Origin of the sequence: Paraburkholderia sp. J67 (genome assembly GCF_905220265.1) — a bacterium.
Lineage (GTDB): Bacteria > Pseudomonadota > Gammaproteobacteria > Burkholderiales > Burkholderiaceae > Paraburkholderia.
In genome coordinates, this window is sequence record NZ_CAJMZK010000004.1 from 234,822 (window position 1) to 253,392 (window position 18,571).

The following is an 18,571-nucleotide window of genomic DNA, read 5'->3' on the forward strand; positions in this document are numbered from 1 at the left end:
ACTTGCGGCACGCCGCAACCAAGGGGATTTTCGCGAGGAAACTGGCGAAACCCGCAGTACAGATTAGAGAGTCGATGTCCGTCGAACGTATTCAACAGCATTTCCGCGATAGCGCAGCCACGAAGCTCGCCGCGATGGAAACCCTGGCGGTGCCGATTGCCGCCGCGGTCGATACGATGTTCGCCGCGCTGGCGAACGGCAACAAGATCCTGGCCTGTGGCAACGGTGGCTCGGCCGCCGACGCCCAGCACTTCGCCGCCGAACTGATCGGCCGCTTCGAGCGCGACCGCCCGGGCCTGCCCGCGCTCGCGCTCACGACCGATGCATCGGTGCTCACGGCGGTGTCGAACGACTACGCCTATGAACAGGTCTTCGCGCGCCAGGTGCGCGCGCTCGGCCAGCCCGGCGACGTGCTGCTCGCCATCACGACATCGGGCAACTCTGCGAACGTGCTGGCCGCGATCGCGGAAGCGCACGAACGCGAAATGATCGTGATCGCGCTGACCGGCAAGGGCGGCGGCATGGCGAACCAGACGCTCGCGGACACGGATATTCACCTGAGCGTGCCGTCCGACCGGACCGCGCGCATCCAGGAAGTGCACCTGCTGACCATCCATTGCCTGTGCGACGGCATCGACGCGATGCTGCTGGGCGAAGATTGATCCCGGACTGACACCGAAGGAACAAGGAGAGGGAGTTGATGAGCAGAAACAGCATGACGCGCGCGCTGGCACGGACCACGCTGACGATCGGCTTCGCGGCCTCGCTGTGCGCGAGCCTGCAGGGCTGCTTCCTCGCGCTCGCGGGCGCAGCGGGCGGCACGGCACTGGTGGCTACGGATCGTCGTACGGTGGGGTCGCAGACTGAGGATCGCGAGATCCAGGTTAAGGCGCTTTCGAATGTGACGAGCGGCTTGCCGGATACCGCGCATGTGAATGTGGCGGTGTTTAATCAGCGCGTGCTGCTGACGGGTGAGGTGCCTGATGAAGGCGCCAAGCAGAAGGCTGAGAGCATCGTGCGTGGCATTCCGAATGTTGGGTCGATCGTGAATGAGCTGTCGGTGCAGCCGGCTAGTTCGTTCTCGTCGCGTGCCAATGACTCGTATCTGGAAGGGCGCGTGAAGAGCGAGCTGGTGATGTACAAGGACATCTCGGCGAATAACTTCAAGGTGGTGGCCGAGCGCGGCAATATCTATCTGATGGGGCTGGTGACGCAGCGTGAAGGCACCGTTGCGGCGGATGCGTCGAGCACGGTCTCGGGCGTCGCGCAGGTGGTGAAGTGCTATCAGTATATTCAGCCGAACCAGGCGATGGCTTCGTCGAATACTGCGCCGGTTTCGAATGCGCAATCGCAGGCTAATGTGGCCGATGCGCCGACGGTGGGTGCGGTGCCGGATTCGGGGATTAGCTCGCGTCCGATTGATCAGCAAGCGCCCGCGCCGGTGATGGAGTCGGCGCCCGCTGCTGGGTCTACCGGGGCGGCGATGTGATGGTGCGGAGTTTTGTGGTTGGTTGCGTGCTGATGGGCGCTGCTGTGTCGGCGTTTGCTGGGGATGGGCTGGCGATTGCGAAGGCTAATGCTTGTATGGGGTGTCATGCGGTGGATCGGCGCCTCGTTGGGCCGTCTTTTAAGGATATTGCCGCTAAGTACAAGGGTGATGCTGGGGCACAGGCCAAGCTCGAGAAGAAGGTGCGGGATGGGGGCGCTGGGGTTTGGGGCGCTATTCCGATGCCTTCTCATCCTGGGATGAGTAGCGGGGATATTCATGATATTGTGGCATGGGTGCTGGCTGGGGCGGGGGCTGCCAAGTAGGCTCTGCCTGAGGCTGTCGCGGCGTCGGTTTTGGGGTGGCACACGGAAAAATAGGTGTGCTACACTCAAAACGCAGTGGGGGGGTAGCTCAGCTGGGAGAGCGTCGCGTTCGCAATGCGAAGGTCGGGAGTTCGATCCTCCTCCTCTCCACCAAGAATATCAAAGGGTTACAGGTGATTTGCCTGTAACCCTTTTGCATTTGTTAGGCCAGAGTAACTCCATTCGGCACCGACGATCAGTGTTGCTCCATATGACGTCGAAATCTGCTGTATCGCACACGGCGTGTCGGCGGATTCGCTTGGGCGTGTACTGGTATTGCGGTCGCGAGTTCGATCCCCCTCCGCCCAACCGAATTCCAGTGCCGTTGAAAGCCTCCCCGAAGATCTTCTAATAGCTGCGTGAAACTGACCCTTGCAGCTAGGGGGTAAGGTGAATGCCTCAGCTGAGCTTTTCATTTGACAGCGCTTGATGGGGCAGGTGATGTTTATAGAACAGAAGCCAGCTTTTCGACCACGTGGTTGGCAGCACCTTAAAGTGACCGCTGTCGCCGAGACGATATCGCTAATTGGCGGAAGTGCCTTAAGCAGCCATGCCTAGATACAGGCATCCGGAGCGAACTCGCTATCTCCGCCCCAAACCCCATCGCCTAAACTTCTCGCATACGCTCGCACCACCAAGCGCTTGAGCGCCAAAAGAAGGAGGCCACCACCATGCCCACCCCTCAATCCGAGCCCAAAAGCTTCGACTACGAAGGCTTCGAGATTCACGTCACGGCAGCCGCGACAGACGAAAACGCGACGCGCTACACCTACACGGCCTACGTCTGCCATCCGGGCGCTAATCCGGCGCTTCCGGGCCACGCGGTGACCTACCACGCAGACGGCGAAGAAACCTTCCGAACTCCACAGGAAGCGACAGAAGAGGCCGCGCATATAGGCCGGAGCATCATCGACGGCACGCATCCTGACCTATCGGTGCTGTCGCTAGTCACCAAAGGCTTTTAAGCGCAACTAACTGTCACGCAAAACGCGCCGCGGCACCCACCTCCAAAAGCGGACGCCGCGCTCACGCTCGCCGTCACAGCGATGCCGACGCGCCTCGCGCGTTTAAAGCGCATCCAGCCAGCACACAGCGAAATGCGTGCAGACACCGTCACCACGGAGTAGACAGGGCGAGAGAAAGGCTGAGAAAAGACAGGCCTGCCCAACGCCGCCAACGCAGCGCGAACCAACACAGCAGACCGTGCAGCGCCCACAAGATAGGAAAAAGGCCCGGGCACCAAAGTGCCCGGGCAAGCCGCCGGAAATCCGGCGGCGGAGGTTTCCTGGAGCGTGCCTCGCGCGACGCAACGCGCAAAGCAACAAAAACTAACGTCTCAATACAAGAGACTAAAAGACGAAAAGACTAACGGGCCCGCTCCCAAGTTCCCAGGAGAGCGGGCCCGTCTGGCGTAGCTCCCGCAGCGTGTGCCGCTAGGCACCTCACTGCGCTTAACCGCGCGAATCAGCCAGATTACTGACCGAAATAAACCGGCTTGATATTAGCCGTCGTACCGCTACCGGCTTGGGTCGAACCATTGGTCGACGCGCCGTAGGCCGTGTTTTCAGCCGTAGCATTCTGCTGCGCGACACGCGCTTGCGCGGCTTGCAGGTCTTCCGGGTAGTACGGGCTCGAGAGGCCCGGGCGATAGCCGGCCTTTTCGAGCTGGACGAGCTCGGCGCGCACTTGGGCGCGGGTCAGCGGCTGCTGGCTGGCTTGAGCGAACGACAGGGCCGGGGCGGCGAGAACGGTAGCGGCGAGCGCTGCGGCGATAAGGGACTTCATGATCTACAACCTCCGAAAATTATCATTCGAACCGTAACAATGTGCTTGTTCGATTCGTTGACGAGACTTTATTGCGGTGCACATCAAAGATAAATATCGGGATACGGCAAACATCATTGCGGAAAACGAGATAATTCCGACCCAGATTCGGTGCCAGAGCGCTCCACCAGAAATGCCGCACCCCAACGCGTAAATCGGCGCCGCCGGGTGCTGAGGCAAAATAGGGCACACGAGGCCGCGTCTCACGCGCCATCCGCAACTTCCAGGAGATTTCCCATGAAAAACGCGCTCGGCCGTCAGGCCGTGATTGCTGCCGCGCTGGCGGGTCTTGCGACGGCGGGCGTCGCGCATGCCGATGAAACCGTGAACTGCTACGGCGTCGCCAAGGCTGGCCAGAACGACTGTGCGAGCAAGACCGGCGTGCACGACTGCGCGGGCCAGGCCAAGGTCGATCATGACAAGGGCGACTTCAAGTCGATGCCGAAGGGCACCTGCGCGAAGCTCGGCGGCACGCCGGAAAAGTAACTCGCATGCACGACAAACGATGACGACGCCCACGTCCGCAGGTTCATCACAGGCGCAGGGCGTCGGCATCGGTTTGCGTCACGCGCACTTCGAGGCCTTCATGCATTCGACGCCGCCCGTCGGCTGGGTCGAGGTGCATAGCGAAAACTACTTCGGCGATGGCGGCTACGACCTGCACGTGCTCGACACGGTGCGCCGCGACCTGCCGGTGAGCCTGCATGGCGTGGGTCTCGGACTCGGCTCGGCGATGCCGCTTGATACGGCCCATCTCGCGCGGCTTGCGCGCCTCGTGGAGCGCATCGACCCTGCGCTCGTCTCCGAGCATCTTTGTTGGGGCGCAACACCGCACGCCGCGCTGCACGATCTATTGCCGATGCCGCTCTCGCACGCCGCGCTCGATCATCTCTGCGCGCGCGTTTCGCAGATGCAGGACACGTTGCGCCGCCGCGTGCTGATCGAAAACGTCTCCACCTACGTGCGCTTTCGCGACGACGAATACGGCGAGGCCGCGTTTCTCGCCGAACTGGCGCGGCGCACTGGCTGCGGCGTGCTGCTCGACGTGAACAATCTCTACGTGAACCAGCGCAATCATGGCGAGGATGCGCTGGCCGCCATCGAAGCGCTGCCACCTGACGTAGTGGGCGAGTTACATCTCGCGGGCCATCGCGTGACTGATGTGGCCGTGATCGACGATCACGGTTCGCGCGTCGCGCCCGAGGTCTGGTCGCTCTACGAGGCGGCGTTGCGTCGCTTCGGCGCGGTGCCGACGCTCATCGAGTGGGACACCAACGTGCCGCCGCTCGACGTGCTGGTCGACGAAGCGCGTCTCGCGCGCAAGCGCATGAACACAGTCACGCAGGCGCATGCATGAGCACGTCGCTACAAGATTTGCAGTCGGCCTTCGCCAACGCCCTCGACGATCCCGCAGCCGATACCGTGCTCGTCGCGCATCTGCAAACGTCCAATGAATTGGCAATCCACGATCGCCTCGGCCTCTATCGCGGCAACGTGCGCGCGGCGCGTCGCTCAGCGTTGGCGAGCGCGTATCCGGTAATCGCCCAACTCACCGGCGACACCTACTTCGATGCACTCGCACTAGCCTACGCGCGCGCTCATCCGTCGCGCGACGCGGACCTGAACCGCTTCGGCGAATCCTTGCCCGACTTCATCGAACGTTACGAAACCGATGCACGCTACGCCTGTTTCGGCGATGTCGCGCGTCTCGAATGGGCGCTGCATATCGCCAACTTCGCTGCGAATGCCACGCCGCTTGCACCGGCGCAGTGGCAAGCCATCGGCGTGGAGCGCCTCATGTCGTCCGGGCTTGCAGTGCATCCGGCCTGCGTCGCGCTGGAGTCGCGCTTTGCTGCATTTGAGATCTGGCGCGCGCATCGCCAGGGCGACGCGGCAAATGCGCAGTGGCCCGAGCGTATCGACGTACCCAACTGGACGCTGATCGTGCGTCCGCAATGGCGTTGCGCCGCGCTCGCTCACACGCAGGCCGCGCACGGAGCCTTCGTCGCGTTGCAACGTGGCGCGACGCTCGACGAAGCGCTGGAGCGCGCTTTCTCCATCGACGAAAATTTCGATTTCGCGAGCCAATGGCGCACGTGGATCGAGACGAATGCCATCATCGGATTGCGTGCCTCTGACTAGCGGCTAACGCACATACAGCAGAAGAATCCCACCGCATACTCGAATAAATTCTCCGATAAAAAGCAGGATTCCGAACAAATCGAAAGCGCGATAAAAGCAGGCAAATCGTCAGGCAATTTCAGCATGCAAACCCGGTGCCAACCCGCATGGCGCGCGCGCGGTCCGCGGGGCTACGATCATTGCAACGCCGCGTGATGCACGCCACATAAACGCCACGCGCGGCGCAATTTCAGGATGTACACTCGATTGCAAACCGGCACTTCACGTGCGCCGCGTATCGCCTCGCGCCGCAAGCTTGTCACGCCGCCGGATGGCCGTTCTTCGCCCGCGCGTAAGCGAGTTCACCGCCATGATGACCCGCCGACCGAACGTCATGATCATCATCAGCATCGTGCTGGCTGCCGCCCTCACTGCGGTGGCGGGCTGGGTCATGGCGCAGATGCGCGAGGACGCGCTCGCGAGCGCGCGTGCCGCGGCCTTCAACATGGCGCTGCTGTTCGAGCGCGACACGCAGCGTAACTTCGATGTCTACGCGCTTTCCTTGCAATCGGTGATCGACACCATCGACGATCCGCGTCTCGCCGAACTCCCCGCCGATATCCGCCAGAACGTGCTGTTCGACCGCTCGGCGACGGCCAAGAATCTCGGCGCGATTCTCGTGGCCAACGCAACGGGCGATGTCGTATTCGATTCGCGCGCGTCGACGCCTCGCGAGGTCAATGTGGCCGATCGCGATTACTTCATTGCCCAGCGCGATTCGCCGCACACGGGTCTCTACGTCAGCCGGCCTTTCATTCCGCGCGAAGGCCCCGCCGATGCCTCCATCGGCCTGAGTCGCCGCCTCGAAAAGCCGGATGGCTCGTTCGCGGGCGTGGTGGTGGGCACGATGCGGCTCGACTATTTCCGGCGTCTCATGAGCGGCATCGAGATCGGCGCGCATGGGGCGGTCGCGCTCACGCTCGCGGACGGGACGCTGCTCATGCGCCGTCCCTACGCGCCCGATCTGATCGGCAAGAGCCTCGCCGATTCGGCGCTGTTCCAGCGTTTCGAGCGCGAACAGGAGGGCGGTTTCTTCGCCATCGGCCCCGTGGACGGCGTGCGGCGCTGGTTCGCGTTTCGCCGTGTCGATGGCTATCCGCTGGTGTTCAGCGTGGCCGTGGCGGCGGGCGATATCTACACGGAATGGCGTGCGCGGGCGTGGATCATCGGCACGCTGACGGTGCTGCTCGATGTTTCGCTGATTGCGCTCGCGGTGCTGCTCTCGCGTCAGTTGCGTCGACGCGAACTGCTCGAGGACGAGCTGCGCGCGCTGGCGGGCACCGATGCGCTCACGGCGCTGGCCAACCGCCGCGCCTTCGAGGCGCGCGCCGATCACGAATGGCTGCGCGCGCGCCGCTCGGGTCAGGCGCTTGCGGTGATGATGCTCGACGTCGACCGCTTCAAGCCCTTCAACGACCGCTACGGTCACGCGGCGGGCGACGGTGCGCTGGCGGCCGTGGCGCGCGCGATCGGCGCCCATGCGCGGCGGCCCGCCGACTGCGCGGCGCGCTACGGCGGCGAGGAGTTCGTGCTGATGCTGCCCGATACGAACGCGGCCCAGGCGCTCGCGCACGCGGAGAAACTGCGCTCGGCCATCGAGACGCTGGACATTCCGCACGCGGATAGCCCGAACAACGTGCTCACGGCCAGCGTGGGCGTGGCGAGCACGTCGGCGAGCAGTTTCGAAAGCTGGCGCGCGCTGGTCGAGGCCGCCGACGCGGCGCTCTATACCGCCAAGCGCGCGGGCCGTAACCGCGTGGCGGTCTGGCAGCCGAGTCTCGCGCGCGAGCCGCACGGGGCCGGTCCGGATCTTTGACTAAATTTTACCCGGGTGATATTGCGTGCCTAAATTTATCCGGGTAATATTCGCTGCATCATTCGAAGCAGGAGAATCATGATGACAGCGACATCTAGCCATTCAACGCATGGCGCAAGCGTCACGGCATTCGCGGGAACCCGGCTGATCGGGCGCGGCACGCCGCTCGACGTGGCGCTGGCGGTGAAGGCGGCATTGGAGCAGGGGGAATCCGCGTCGGTGCTGATCTTCGACGACCGCGACGCGAGCCAGGTGGAGTTCGATCTGCGCGGCCGGCCCGCCGACGTCGCCGCGCGACTGTCGGCCGACGCCGCATGGCAGGCCCGCACCGAAAGCGCGAGCGAGCCTCAGCAAGACGAGATCAACGACGATGCCCCGCGCGGCCGTGGCCGCCCGAAGCTGGGCGTCGTCGCGCGCGAAGTGACGCTGTTGCCGCGCCATTGGGACTGGCTGGCGGCGCAGCCGGGTGGCGCATCGGTGGTGCTGCGCAAGCTCGTGGAAAACGCGCGCCATGCGAGCGAGGCGAAAGACCGCGTGCGTACCTCGCGCGAGGCCGTGCATCGTTTTATGACGGCGCTGGCGGGCAATCTGCCGGGCTATGAAGAGGCGCTGCGCGCGCTCTATGCAGGCGAGCGGGCGCGTTTCGAGGCGTGGAGTGTGGATTGGCCGGAGGGCGTGCGGGATTATGTGCGGGAGCTGGCGCAGGGCGCGTTTGCTTGAGGCTGTGTTGGTGTCACCCGTGAAGATACGACACCCCAAAAAAAAGCCGCTCAAGCCAGGGCGGCATGAGCGGGAAGTCGGAGAGTTTACAACTTACAACCTCTGCATGAACAGTCATGGGGTCACGCAGTAGATTGAGTCTACGAGCGGCGTGGCCATGCTGATATAGGAGTTGTCCGAAACTCCTCGCGGCCCGGTTCGAAGCCGTTGCGCGCCGGCTGTTTCGTCCTGTCCACACGCAGGAAGACTCGCCTTGCCACGCGGATTGCGGCTCCGTACACTCGCGCGTGATTTCTCTGACGGGCCAGGCCTCGCGTGCCCACGCCCCGAACCCCGATCCAAAAAACAGCACCCGACCACGCCGGCGGCTAGCGCGCGTCGCCCATCGAACCGCTCGATAGCGCCGCGCCCAAGGCATGCCAAGCCACGCCAACCCGCTCGGCGGCGGTCGCAGGTCACAACGGCACACCAAAGAGGAGCCCCAATGTCCGATACCTGGTTTCCCCGCTGGCGCACCCAGACGGGCGTCGCGAAAAGCGTCGTCGCGCCCGACGAGCGCCTGCCCTGGCCGCAAATGTTCGCGATGGGCGTGCAGCACGTCGTCGCGATGTTCGGCTCGACGGTGCTTGCGCCGCTGCTCATGGGCTTCGATCCGAACCTGTGCATTTTCATGTCGGGGATCGGCACGCTGCTGTTCTTCGTCGTGGTGGGCGGGCGTGTGCCGAGCTATCTCGGCTCCAGCTTTGCCTTCATCGGTCTCGTGATCGCGGTCACGGGCTACGGCGGGCACGGCCCGAACACGAATATCCCCGTCGCGCTCGGCGGCATCATCGCGTGCGGGGTGGTCTACGCGCTGATCGGCGTGCTCGTCTCGGTGATCGGCACGAAATGGATCGAAACGCTCATGCCGCCCGTCGTCACGGGCGCGATCGTCTGCGTGATCGGTCTGAATCTCGCGCCCATCGCCGTGAAGGGCGTGAGCGCCACGCAGTTCGATTCGTGGATGGCCCTCGTCACCGTGCTTTGCGTGGGCGGCGTGGCCGTGTTCACGCGCGGCATGTTGCAGCGTCTGCTGATTCTCGTCGGCCTGATGATCGCTTACGCGATCTATGCGGTCGTCACCAACGGCATGGGTCTGGGCAAGCCGATCGATTTTTCGATCGTCGCCAACGCTGCCTGGTTCGGCATGCCGAAGTTCAGCGCGCCCGTGTTCGATCCGCACGCGATGACGCTGCTCGTGCCCATCGCCGTGATTCTCGTCGCGGAAAACCTCGGCCACATCAAGGCCGTTTCCGCGATGACGGGCCACAACCTCGATCGCTATGTCGGCCGCGCGTTTATCGGCGATGGTCTGGCCACGATCGTTTCGGGTTTCGCGGGCGGCACGGGCGTGACCACTTACGCGGAAAACATCGGCGTGATGGCCGTCACGAAGATCTATTCGACGCTCGTGTTCGCGATTGCCGCGGTGATCGCGCTCGTGCTCGGTTTCTCGCCGAAGTTCGGCGCGGTGATCCAGACGATTCCGGGTCCGGTGCTGGGCGGTGTCTCCATCGTCGTGTTCGGCCTGATCGCGGTGACGGGCGCGCGCATCTGGGTCGTCAACAAGGTGGACTTCTCGGATAACCGCAATCTGATCGTCGCGGCTGTCACGCTCGTGCTCGGCGCGGGCGACTTCTCGCTCAAGCTCGGCAACTTCGGGCTGGGCGGCATTGGCACCGCTACGTTCGGCGCGATCATTCTTTACGCGCTGCTGCGCAGGAAGCCGGCTCAGCAGGCAGCGGTTTAAGTCTCGAATCAGGTCTCACCGCGCAACAAAAAACGCGACGCCTTCAACCGAAGGACGTCGCGTTTTTTTCGTCTGCGTACTACGCAGCTTTAACGGCGCTCAACCACGATTACGCCCGCGATTCATCATCGCCGTTTCGGTGAGATCGACCTCGCGCATGAGTTTGGCGAGCGTTTCGTCGTTGATCGTCTGCTTGTTGCGCAAGTCGAGCAGCGTCGCGCGCTCGGCACGCATGGCCGCAAGCCGCATCTGCACTTCGAGCGATTCCGCCTGGCGCGCGTTCTTGCTGCGGTCGTGATCGGCGTCGAGGGTGGCGAGGCGTCGGCGATAGGTGTCCATCACGCGTGCGGTGGTATCGGCGGCATGGGCGAATTCCGATTCGTCCATGTCCTTGGTCGCCGCTTCCATGTGTGCGTCCACGGCGCGGATCGCGGCCTGCGCGGCCTGCACGCGCGCGCTGCGTTCCTCGGCGGCGTGCTTCGATTCGCCGGTGCGCCGCACGCCGCGCAGCAACAGCGGCAAGCCGACGATCGCCACCAGCAGCGACGCGAGGATCACACCCGTCGCGATGAAAATCGCAGTGTCGCGGCCCGGCAGCGGCAAGCCGTTGTCGAGCGCGACCGGCAGCGAGAGCACGCCCGCGAGCGTGACCGCGCCGCGCACGCCGGCTACCGTTGTGATCGCCACGGTACGCAGGCCCGGTACCGCGTTAGCCACGCCCTCGCGCGCGGCGCGACGGCTCGCGACCCAGCGCAGCAGCCAGACCCAGCCGAAGCGCATCGCGTAGAGCGCGACCAGCACGGCGGCGATGTACATGATGAGGCGCAGCATCTGCAGATTGCTCGTGTGGTGCGCCTCCAGTAGCGCCTTGCCGAGAATGCCGGGAAACTGCAGGCCGAGCAGCGTGAACACCATGCCGTTGAAAACGAACTCGATCATCGACCACGTGCTCGCCGCGCGCACGCGCGCCGAGACCGGCCCCATGTGCGCGACGCTCGTGTAATTCATCATCATCCCGGCGGCCACGGCGGCGAGCACGCCCGAGACTTCCAGGTGCTCGGCGAACAGATACGCCGCGAACGGAATCAGCAGCGTCATGACGACGCCGGGCGCGGGGTCGCCGTCCTCGGTGAGGTTCAGGAAGCGTTCTGAAATGAAGCTGAACGCCCAGCCGATGATCGCCCCCACGGCGAGCCCGCCCGCCGCGATCAGGAAGAAGCTCAGCGTTGCCTCGCGCAGCGAGAAGTAGCCCGTGAGCGCCGCCGCCACCGCGAATTTGAGCGCGACGAGGCCCGAGGCGTCGTTCATCAGCGCTTCGCCTTCGAGGATGTGCATGAGTTGCGCGGGGATGCGGTCCTTGCCCGCGATCGCTGAGAGCGCGACCGCGTCGGTGGGCGAGAGCACGGCCGCGAGCGCGAACGCCACGGGCAGCGAAATCTGCGGCACGAGCCAGTGCACGAAGTAGCCGACAGCCACCACGGTCAGCAGCACGAGGCCGAGCGCGAGCATCAGGATCGAGCGGCGCTGCATGAAGAATTCGCGCTTGGGGATGCGCCAGCCATCCGCGAACAGCAGCGGCGGGATGAACAGCGCCATGAAGATATCCGGGTCGAAGGTGACGTGCGGATTCACGCGCGGAAAAGTCAGCAAGGCGCCGATGCCGATCTGCAGAAGCGGCAGCGGCAGCTTGATGGGAATAAGACGCACGATGACGCCCGAAAGGGCGACGGCCAGGAGCAGAATAAGAACGGTGAACAGGGTTTCCATCGATCAAGCAAAGGGTGCGGCAATAGACGGGGCGCCAAAGCGCGCGATGAGCGGCTTCAGTGTGTCCCTTTATGCGGAAGCGTTGCGAATGGAGGCGCGGCTGACGAGGCAGGCGGCTAGCTTACGTTTAGTTTAGCCCGAGGGCGGTGTAGGAGGCCGCGAAGCGCGCATCAGGCCGTCGGCTGCCGCGCGCAGCGTCCAGGCTGGGTGCACGACTTTGGTGCGTGAGGGGCAGGGTTGTGCCCGCTGGGCGCGCACAGGCGCGTGCGGCGGTGCAGGCTTCGATGCGTACCGGGTCCAGATGCGTGCGTGCACGGACCTTGCTTTATCGCCTCGTGTGGCGCAACGCATCGGCTGCCGGCAGACAGGCCGCGGCGATCATCTTGCGCGAAGAGGAAGGCATGATCACAGAGCAACAGGAAAAGACGGCGCTGGCGCCGCACGGGTTCGATTTGAGCGTCACCTCGGGGCTGCAGCGCTATAGCGCGCAACATGGCGAGCTCACGCTCACGAGCGTGTTCCAGCCGGTTTTCAGCCTCTCGCACATGCGCGCGATCGGCTACGAAGGGTTGCTGCGCGCGCACGACGCGCTCGACCGGCCCGTTCCGCCGATCGACGTGTTCGGCGAGGCCGCGCGCGTGGGCGAGGTGCTGCATCTCGACCGGCTCGCGCAGGGGTTGCATCTGGAGAACTTCTCGCTGCTCGGCGCCGAGCGCGAGTGGCTGTTCCTCAACGTCCACCCCGGCACGCTGATCGAGCCGTATCACGCGGCTGCACTGCTCGCCAATCTCAAGCGTCTGGGCCTGCCGCCGCGCCGTGTGGTGCTCGAAGTACTCGAAGCCGACGCCACCGATCTCGACGCGCTCGCGCATGCGGTCGCCGCGTTCCGCGAGCGTGGCTTCCTGATCGCGCTCGACGACTTCGGCGCGGGCCATGTCGATATCGGCCGCGTGTGGCAACTCAATCCCGACATCGTGAAACTCGACCGCATCATGCTGATGCACGCCGCGCATCGCGCCGATATGGCCGCGACGCTGCCCGCGCTCGTCTCGCTGCTGCACGAGGCGGGCAAGCTGGTGCTGATCGAGGGCGTGGAGACGGAGCAGGAGGCGCAGCTCGCGCTCTCGTGCAACGCCGACTTCGTGCAAGGTTTCTTCTTCGGGCGGCCCGCGCCGGGGCTGACCGACGCGCCGCACGCGCAGACCGTGATCGGCGAGGCGACCGATCGTTTCCGTCAGCAAACCGAGGCGCGCGAGCGCGGCACGGCGAGCCGGCTCGCGCCGTATATGCGTGCGTTCGAGCGGGCGGCGGAGCGGCTTGGTGCGGGCGAACCGCTCGAAGAGGTGTGCTGGAATTTTCTCGCGCTCGATCATGCGGCGCGTTGCTTTTTGCTCGACGCGAATGGGCGTCAGGCGGGCCGCAATGTCGTGCTGCGCGTGGACCGTGCGGAGCACGATGCGCGCTTTCTGCCGCTCGATGATGCCCAGGGCGCGAACTGGCTGCGCCGTCCGTATTTCCGTGCGGCGCTCGTGGCGCCGGGGCGTGTGCATGTGACGGAGCCGTATCTGTCGATCAACGAGGCGTTGCCGTGCGTGACGCTGTCGATGGCGGTGCAGGTGGGTGACCGCCTGTGCGTGCTGTGCGGCGACGTGGACTGGCTGGCGGAATTGCTGGCCTGAATCGCCTGGCCGGTTCGCGGACAAAAAAACGGCGCGAGTGTGTATCACTCGCGCCGTTCGTTTCATGCCTTAAAAAAGGCCTTATTTCGCTACCACCACCGGAATCCCGCGCAGCGCGCCTGCGCCCTTGAACGAGTCGATGGCTTCCTGCACGACCGCGCTCGTCTTCACGTCCACCTTCAGGCGCGCGCCGAGGTCGCGCTCGCTGCGCTTGACCGCCGCGAGATTCGCGAGCTTCACATGACCATAGCCACGCACACGCCGATGCAGGTTCGCGAGCTTCGCGATCTCGTCGGCGTTGTCGGCCGAGAGCTTCGCTAGCGCGCTGCGCAACGTCGTCTCGTAGTCGTCGGCGAGGGCGCGTTCCATGCGGCGCTCCAGCGTCTTGCCGAACGGATCGAACCACGTTCCGCGCACGCCACGACCTTTCGATAGCAGCGCAAGCGCGCCCCAGAGCCACTGGCCGAACTGCATCTTGCGCGGCGCCTGGCCGTGCTTTTCGCGCGCGATGAGCGGCGGCGCGAGATTGAACTTCACCGTGAAGTCGCTGCCCGCCTTACCTTCGAATTGCGCTTCCAGCGCGCTGCGGAAAGCCGGATCGGCGTGCAGGCGTGCGACTTCGTACTCGTCCTTCACCGCGAGCAGCTTGTAGAACGTAGTCGCGACGGCGCGTGAAAGTGCCTGTTCCGTCGAACGATCCGCATGGCGCGCGGCATCGGCCAGCGCGCGATAGCGCTTCACGTAGCTCGCACCGCCGTACGCCAGCAGACGCGCTTCGCGATCGGCGATCAGTTCATCGAGTGTTTGCGTGAGCTTGCGCGTGCTCGCCTTCGCCTGTGCGACCGCACGCGTGTCGAGCGCTTCGAGCGCGGCCGGATCGGCGGCAGCCATGCGACCGATTGCGAGCGCGAACAGATTCGATTGCACGGCCACGTTGTTCAATTCGATCGCTCGCGTGAGCGCCGCGAGCGACACCGGCACGAGGCCAAGCTGCCATGCGAATCCCAGCATCACGATATTCGCGCCGATCGTGTCGCCCAGATAGCGTTGCGCGAGCGCCTGCGCATCGCACGCCGAAAGCGGATCCTTCGCATCAGCCGCGCCACCCGTCGCCGCATGACGCATCTTCGCGAGCAGCGCGTCGGCGTGGAGGTTCGCTTCGGGGTTCTGAACGAACGTCGCATTCGGAATCTGGTGCGTGTTCACGACGATGCGCGTGCGGTCGTGACGCACCGTTTGCAGCGCGTCGGCGCTCGCGCCCACCACCATGTCGCAGGCGAGCAGCAGGTCGGCCTGCTGCGTGTCGATGCGCACCTGGTTGAGCAGCGCATCGGTCGCGGCGAAGCGCACGAACGAGAGCACCGCGCCGCCCTTTTGCGCGAAGCCCATGAAATCCAGCACCGATGCGCTCTTGCCTTCCAGATGCGCGGCCATGCTGATGAGCGCGCCCACCGTCACCACGCCCGTACCGCCCACGCCCGTGACGAGAATGTCGTAGGGTGCGTTGTCGAGATGCGTCGCGGGAACCGGCAGTGCCGCGATGCGCGCAGCCAGCGCCTGCGGATCGAACGCCGCGCCCGCGGCCTTCTTGAGCTTGCCGCCTTCGATCGTCACGAAGCTCGGGCAGAAGCCGTTCACGCACGAAAAGTCCTTGTTGCACGACGACTGGTCGATGCGACGCTTGCGGCCCAGCTCCGTTTCCACCGGCTCCACCGACAAACAATTCGATTGCACGCCGCAATCGCCGCAGCCTTCGCACACTTCCTCGTTGATGAAGAGGCGCTTGTCGGGGTCGGGGAATTCGCCCTTTTTGCGGCGGCGACGTTTTTCTGCGGCGCAGGTCTGGTCGTAGATCAGCACGGTTACGCCCGACGTTTCGCGCAGTTCGCGCTGCACGGTGTCGAGTTCGCTGCGGTGATGGAAGGTCGTGCCCTTCGGGAACAGGCCGTGATGACCGTCGTACTTTTCGGGTTCGTCGCTCACCACGACGAAACGCGAGACGCCTTCGGCTTCCACCTGACGCGCGATCTGCGGCACGGAAATGCTGCCGTCCACCGGCTGGCCGCCCGTCATTGCCACGGCGTCGTTGTAGAGGATCTTGTAGGTGATGTTGGCCTTCGCGGCCACGGCCTGGCGAATCGCAAGGATGCCTGAATGAAAGTAGGTGCCGTCGCCCAGGTTCTGGAATACGTGGGGCGTTTTCGTGAACATCGAATGCGAGGCCCAGTCCACGCCTTCGCCGCCCATCTGGATCAGGCCCGTGGTGTCGCGCTCCATCCACGACGCCATGAAGTGACAGCCGATACCCGCTTGCGCGATCGAGCCTTCAGGCACCTTCGTCGAGGTGTTGTGCGGGCAACCCGAGCAGAAGTAAGGCGTGCGGCGCACGGCGTCGGCCACGTTCGAGAGGATCTGCGGCGCGACCAGATCGACCACGCGTTCGCGCCGGTCGAGCGCGGGCTTGTGCTTCGCGAGCCACGCGGCGAAGACCGGCAGGATGCGCGAGGGGCGCAGCTCGCCGAGATCGGTGAGCAGCAACGCGCCGTCTTCTGCATGCTTGCCGATGATCGCCGGGCGCGCGCCGCTCGTACGGTTGTAGAGGTGGTCCTTGATCTGCTGCTCGATCACCGGGCCTTTCTCTTCGATCACGAGCACGTTGTCGAGGCCCGACACGAACGCGTCGATGCGCGACATCTCCAGCGGGAACGACAGGCCCACCTTGTAGATGCGCACGCCCGCCTGTTCGAGATCGTCGATGGTGAGATCGAGGCGGCGCAGCGCTTCCATCAGATCCAGATGCGCCTTGCCGCAGGTAACGATGCCCACGTTCGCGTGCGGGCTCGGCGCAATCCACTTGTCGATGCTGTTGGCGCGCGCGAAGTGGCGCACGGCGTCGAGCTTGGCGGCGAGGCGCTGCTCGATGGAGAGGCTCGGCAGATCGGGCCAGCGGTTGTGCAGGCCGCCTGCGGGCGGCGTGAAACCTTCGGGCGCTTGCCAGTCGGTTTTGATTGCGTCGAGATCGACGGTCGAGCCCGATTCCACCGTTTCCGAGATCGCCTTGTAACCCACCCACGCGCCCGAGTAACGCGACAGCGCCCAGCCATAGAGGCCGAATTCGAGCATGTCCGCGATATTCGACGGATTCACCACGGGCATATGCCACGCCATCAGCGCGAAGTCGCTTTGATGCGGCATCGACGACGACACGCAGCCGTGATCGTCGCCCGCCACCACCAGCACGCCGCCGTGCGGCGATGAGCCGTAGGCGTTGCCGTGCTTGAGCGCGTCGCCCGCGCGATCGACGCCCGGACCCTTGCCGTACCACATCGCGAACACGCCTTCGACGGTACGCTCGGGATCGGCTTCCACACGCTGCGTGCCGAGCACGGCGGTGCCGCCCAGTTCCTCGTTGATGGCGGGCAGGAAGCGCACGTCGGCGGCTTCGAGCAGTTTCTTCGCCTTCCAGGCCTGCTGATCGACCATGCCGAGCGGCGAGCCGCGATAGCCGCTGATGAAGCCCGCCGTGTTCAGGCCGTGCGCGCGGTCGAGCGCGCGCTGCATGAGCGGCAGGCGGATCAGCGCCTGGGTGCCGGTGAGGAAGATGCGGCCGCGTGTGGCGGTGAGGTTGTCGGTGAGGCGGTAGTCGGCGAGGGGCGGCGTAGCGGGGCTGTCACCGAAGGCGGGGCGCGCGGTCATGTGGGGGGAGTCTCCATTATTTCTATTGCTCGCACATCGCTGGATGCGCTGCGTTGGAGACTCTATTTTTTCTCGCCAATGACGGAAATTTTTTGCTAACTGGTCGGGCGTGTCCTCGATTCGCGCGATAGCCTGCCCACGTTCTGCCGATTCTGAGAGAAATTTTCCCTCGCCCCGCGTCAGGCCGTCCGAATGGCTCAGATCATGCGCGGGCCGTAGGGCTTCAGTTCGTCGAACGCCACCACCTCGTGAAAGTGCGAGTAGTCCATCACGCTAACGTCGCCCGTGTCGGTCATCAGATCGACGTAGCGGTGTTGCCAGCGGATTTCGGCGTCGCTCCAGATGTGGCGCGCCTGCATGGTCTGCGCGGTCGACTCGTCCGAGCCCTCGATCACCATATGCAGCGACGCGTGCTGGCGCGCGAGCATGTCGGCCGTGGCGCCGTGCAGCGGGCTGGTTTCGTCGATGATGTGCATGAGGTTCCAGCCGAGCGTGAAGAGCGGATGCTCCGCGCGCACGAGCTTGAGGTCGTGGATGCGCCGCGCGGTGTAGCCGTCCGAGGTCGTCTCGATGCGGATCAGGCGCAGCTTCGCATAGGCTTCGGCGATCACATTCTGGCGCGCGTTCGCGGCGCGCACCATCAACGTCAGGCGGCCTTCGAGCGGATGCACGACGGCCTGGTTGGCGAACCAGATCTTCGCGCGCGGCCGCGAGAAACGCGCGAACACGAGACCCGTAGCCAACGCGACGCCCGACATGCCGACGAAGATTTCGAACGTCGCGACCAGGTGCGCGTAGATAGTCTGCGGATGCATGTCGCCGTAGCCGACTGTCGCGAGCGTTTCGACGCTGAAGAAGAACGCGCCCAGGAAGCCGTGCGGATACTGGTTGGCGATGGGCGCCGTGCCGAGCTGATAGAGGCTCGCGAACACGGTATTGAGGACGAGGAAGAGGCCGGCGAGCGAGGCGAAGAAGGTGGGCCAGCGCATCGTCAGGGCGACGTGATAGAAGTCGCCCCAGGTCTGCACGGGCATGCCGTAGACGTAGACGTCGCGCGAGCCGATGCGCACCTTGCGCGCGCCGCGCCGGCTGGCGGCGGGCCCATTCGTGTCGGAGGCGGCGTTGGCGGCGGTATTGGCGTCGCCTTGCGCCGGCTTATCGGAGGTCATGGCAGTCCCTGCATCGGGGTCGAATTGCCCGCAAGCGTAGCAATGCCGATGAAGCGGGACAAGCGGCCGCGCGCGCAGG

At 64.7% G+C, this 18,571-nt stretch carries 15 protein-coding genes and 1 tRNA gene; 12 read left to right on the plus strand and 4 right to left on the minus strand.

Features of this window, described 5'->3' with window-relative positions; genetic code table 11:
- Nucleotides 1-74: 74 nt before the first annotated feature.
- The 5 genes from U5782_RS10640 to U5782_RS10660 all read left to right on the plus strand — a co-directional run bounded on the left by U5782_RS10640 (nucleotide 75) and on the right by U5782_RS10660 (nucleotide 2,816).
- Nucleotides 75-662, plus strand: coding sequence for a phosphoheptose isomerase (locus tag U5782_RS10640; protein ID WP_322043769.1), 588 nt, complete (start codon nucleotides 75-77; stop codon nucleotides 660-662).
- Nucleotides 663-700: 38 nt separating this feature from the next.
- Nucleotides 701-1,489: a BON domain-containing protein gene (locus U5782_RS10645; protein WP_322043770.1), complete on the plus strand. Its 789-nt coding sequence runs from the start codon at nucleotides 701-703 to the stop codon at nucleotides 1,487-1,489.
- Nucleotides 1,489-1,812, plus strand: coding sequence for a c-type cytochrome (locus U5782_RS10650; RefSeq protein WP_322043771.1), 324 nt, complete (start codon nucleotides 1,489-1,491; stop codon nucleotides 1,810-1,812). Before U5782_RS10645 ends, U5782_RS10650 begins: the two co-directional genes overlap by 1 nt.
- Before the next feature lie 77 nt (nucleotides 1,813-1,889).
- Nucleotides 1,890-1,965: transfer RNA gene (locus U5782_RS10655), tRNA-Ala, on the plus strand.
- 557 nt (nucleotides 1,966-2,522) lie between these two features.
- Nucleotides 2,523-2,816: a hypothetical protein gene (locus U5782_RS10660; RefSeq protein WP_322043772.1), complete on the plus strand. Its 294-nt coding sequence runs from the start codon at nucleotides 2,523-2,525 to the stop codon at nucleotides 2,814-2,816.
- Nucleotides 2,817-3,324: 508 nt separating this feature from the next.
- Here the strand turns inward: U5782_RS10660 and U5782_RS10665 are convergent.
- Complete coding sequence (locus U5782_RS10665) at nucleotides 3,325-3,636, minus strand: DUF4148 domain-containing protein (RefSeq protein ID WP_322043773.1); 312 nt, start codon at nucleotides 3,634-3,636, stop codon at nucleotides 3,325-3,327.
- A gap of 276 nt (nucleotides 3,637-3,912) precedes the next feature.
- On the opposite strand from U5782_RS10665, the gene U5782_RS10670 reads away from it, so the two are divergent.
- From U5782_RS10670 to U5782_RS10695, 6 genes are all read left to right on the plus strand, one after another.
- On the plus strand, nucleotides 3,913-4,161 hold the full coding sequence (locus U5782_RS10670) for a DUF2282 domain-containing protein (RefSeq protein ID WP_322043774.1): 249 nt from the start codon (nucleotides 3,913-3,915) through the stop codon (nucleotides 4,159-4,161).
- A 19-nt stretch (nucleotides 4,162-4,180) separates the two neighbouring features.
- Nucleotides 4,181-5,032, plus strand: a complete 852-nt coding sequence (locus U5782_RS10675; protein ID WP_322043775.1) for a DUF692 domain-containing protein — start codon at nucleotides 4,181-4,183, stop codon at nucleotides 5,030-5,032.
- A complete protein-coding gene (locus tag U5782_RS10680; RefSeq protein ID WP_322043776.1) occupies nucleotides 5,029-5,817 on the plus strand; it encodes a DNA-binding domain-containing protein in 789 nt (262 codons plus the stop codon). Before U5782_RS10675 ends, U5782_RS10680 begins: the two co-directional genes overlap by 4 nt.
- A gap of 349 nt (nucleotides 5,818-6,166) precedes the next feature.
- Complete coding sequence (locus U5782_RS10685) at nucleotides 6,167-7,672, plus strand: sensor domain-containing diguanylate cyclase (protein ID WP_322043777.1); 1,506 nt, start codon at nucleotides 6,167-6,169, stop codon at nucleotides 7,670-7,672.
- 81 nt (nucleotides 7,673-7,753) lie between these two features.
- A complete protein-coding gene (locus U5782_RS10690) occupies nucleotides 7,754-8,392 on the plus strand; it encodes a DUF2239 family protein (RefSeq protein ID WP_322043967.1) in 639 nt (212 codons plus the stop codon).
- Between the two features lie 484 nt (nucleotides 8,393-8,876).
- Nucleotides 8,877-10,181, plus strand: a complete 1,305-nt coding sequence (locus tag U5782_RS10695; protein WP_322043778.1) for a solute carrier family 23 protein — start codon at nucleotides 8,877-8,879, stop codon at nucleotides 10,179-10,181.
- A 99-nt stretch (nucleotides 10,182-10,280) separates the two neighbouring features.
- On the opposite strand, the gene U5782_RS10700 is transcribed toward U5782_RS10695, so the two are convergent.
- A complete protein-coding gene (locus U5782_RS10700) occupies nucleotides 10,281-11,948 on the minus strand; it encodes a Na+/H+ antiporter (RefSeq protein WP_322043779.1) in 1,668 nt (555 codons plus the stop codon).
- A gap of 401 nt (nucleotides 11,949-12,349) precedes the next feature.
- Between U5782_RS10700 and U5782_RS10705 the strand changes: the two genes are divergently transcribed.
- The gene (locus tag U5782_RS10705) at nucleotides 12,350-13,627 is read left to right on the plus strand and encodes an EAL domain-containing protein (protein ID WP_322043780.1); all 1,278 of its coding nucleotides are present in this window, start codon (nucleotides 12,350-12,352) and stop codon (nucleotides 13,625-13,627) included.
- An 81-nt stretch (nucleotides 13,628-13,708) separates the two neighbouring features.
- Here the strand turns inward: U5782_RS10705 and U5782_RS10710 are convergent, their stop codons facing one another.
- Nucleotides 13,709-17,323: an indolepyruvate ferredoxin oxidoreductase family protein gene (locus U5782_RS10710; RefSeq protein ID WP_322043781.1), complete on the minus strand. Its 3,615-nt coding sequence runs from the start codon at nucleotides 17,321-17,323 to the stop codon at nucleotides 13,709-13,711.
- Between the two features lie 197 nt (nucleotides 17,324-17,520).
- Nucleotides 17,521-18,492 carry an ion channel gene (locus U5782_RS10715; RefSeq protein WP_322043782.1) on the minus strand — a complete coding sequence of 324 codons (972 nt, stop codon included), beginning with the start codon at nucleotides 18,490-18,492 and terminating at the stop codon, nucleotides 17,521-17,523.
- Nucleotides 18,493-18,571 lie beyond the last annotated feature (79 nt).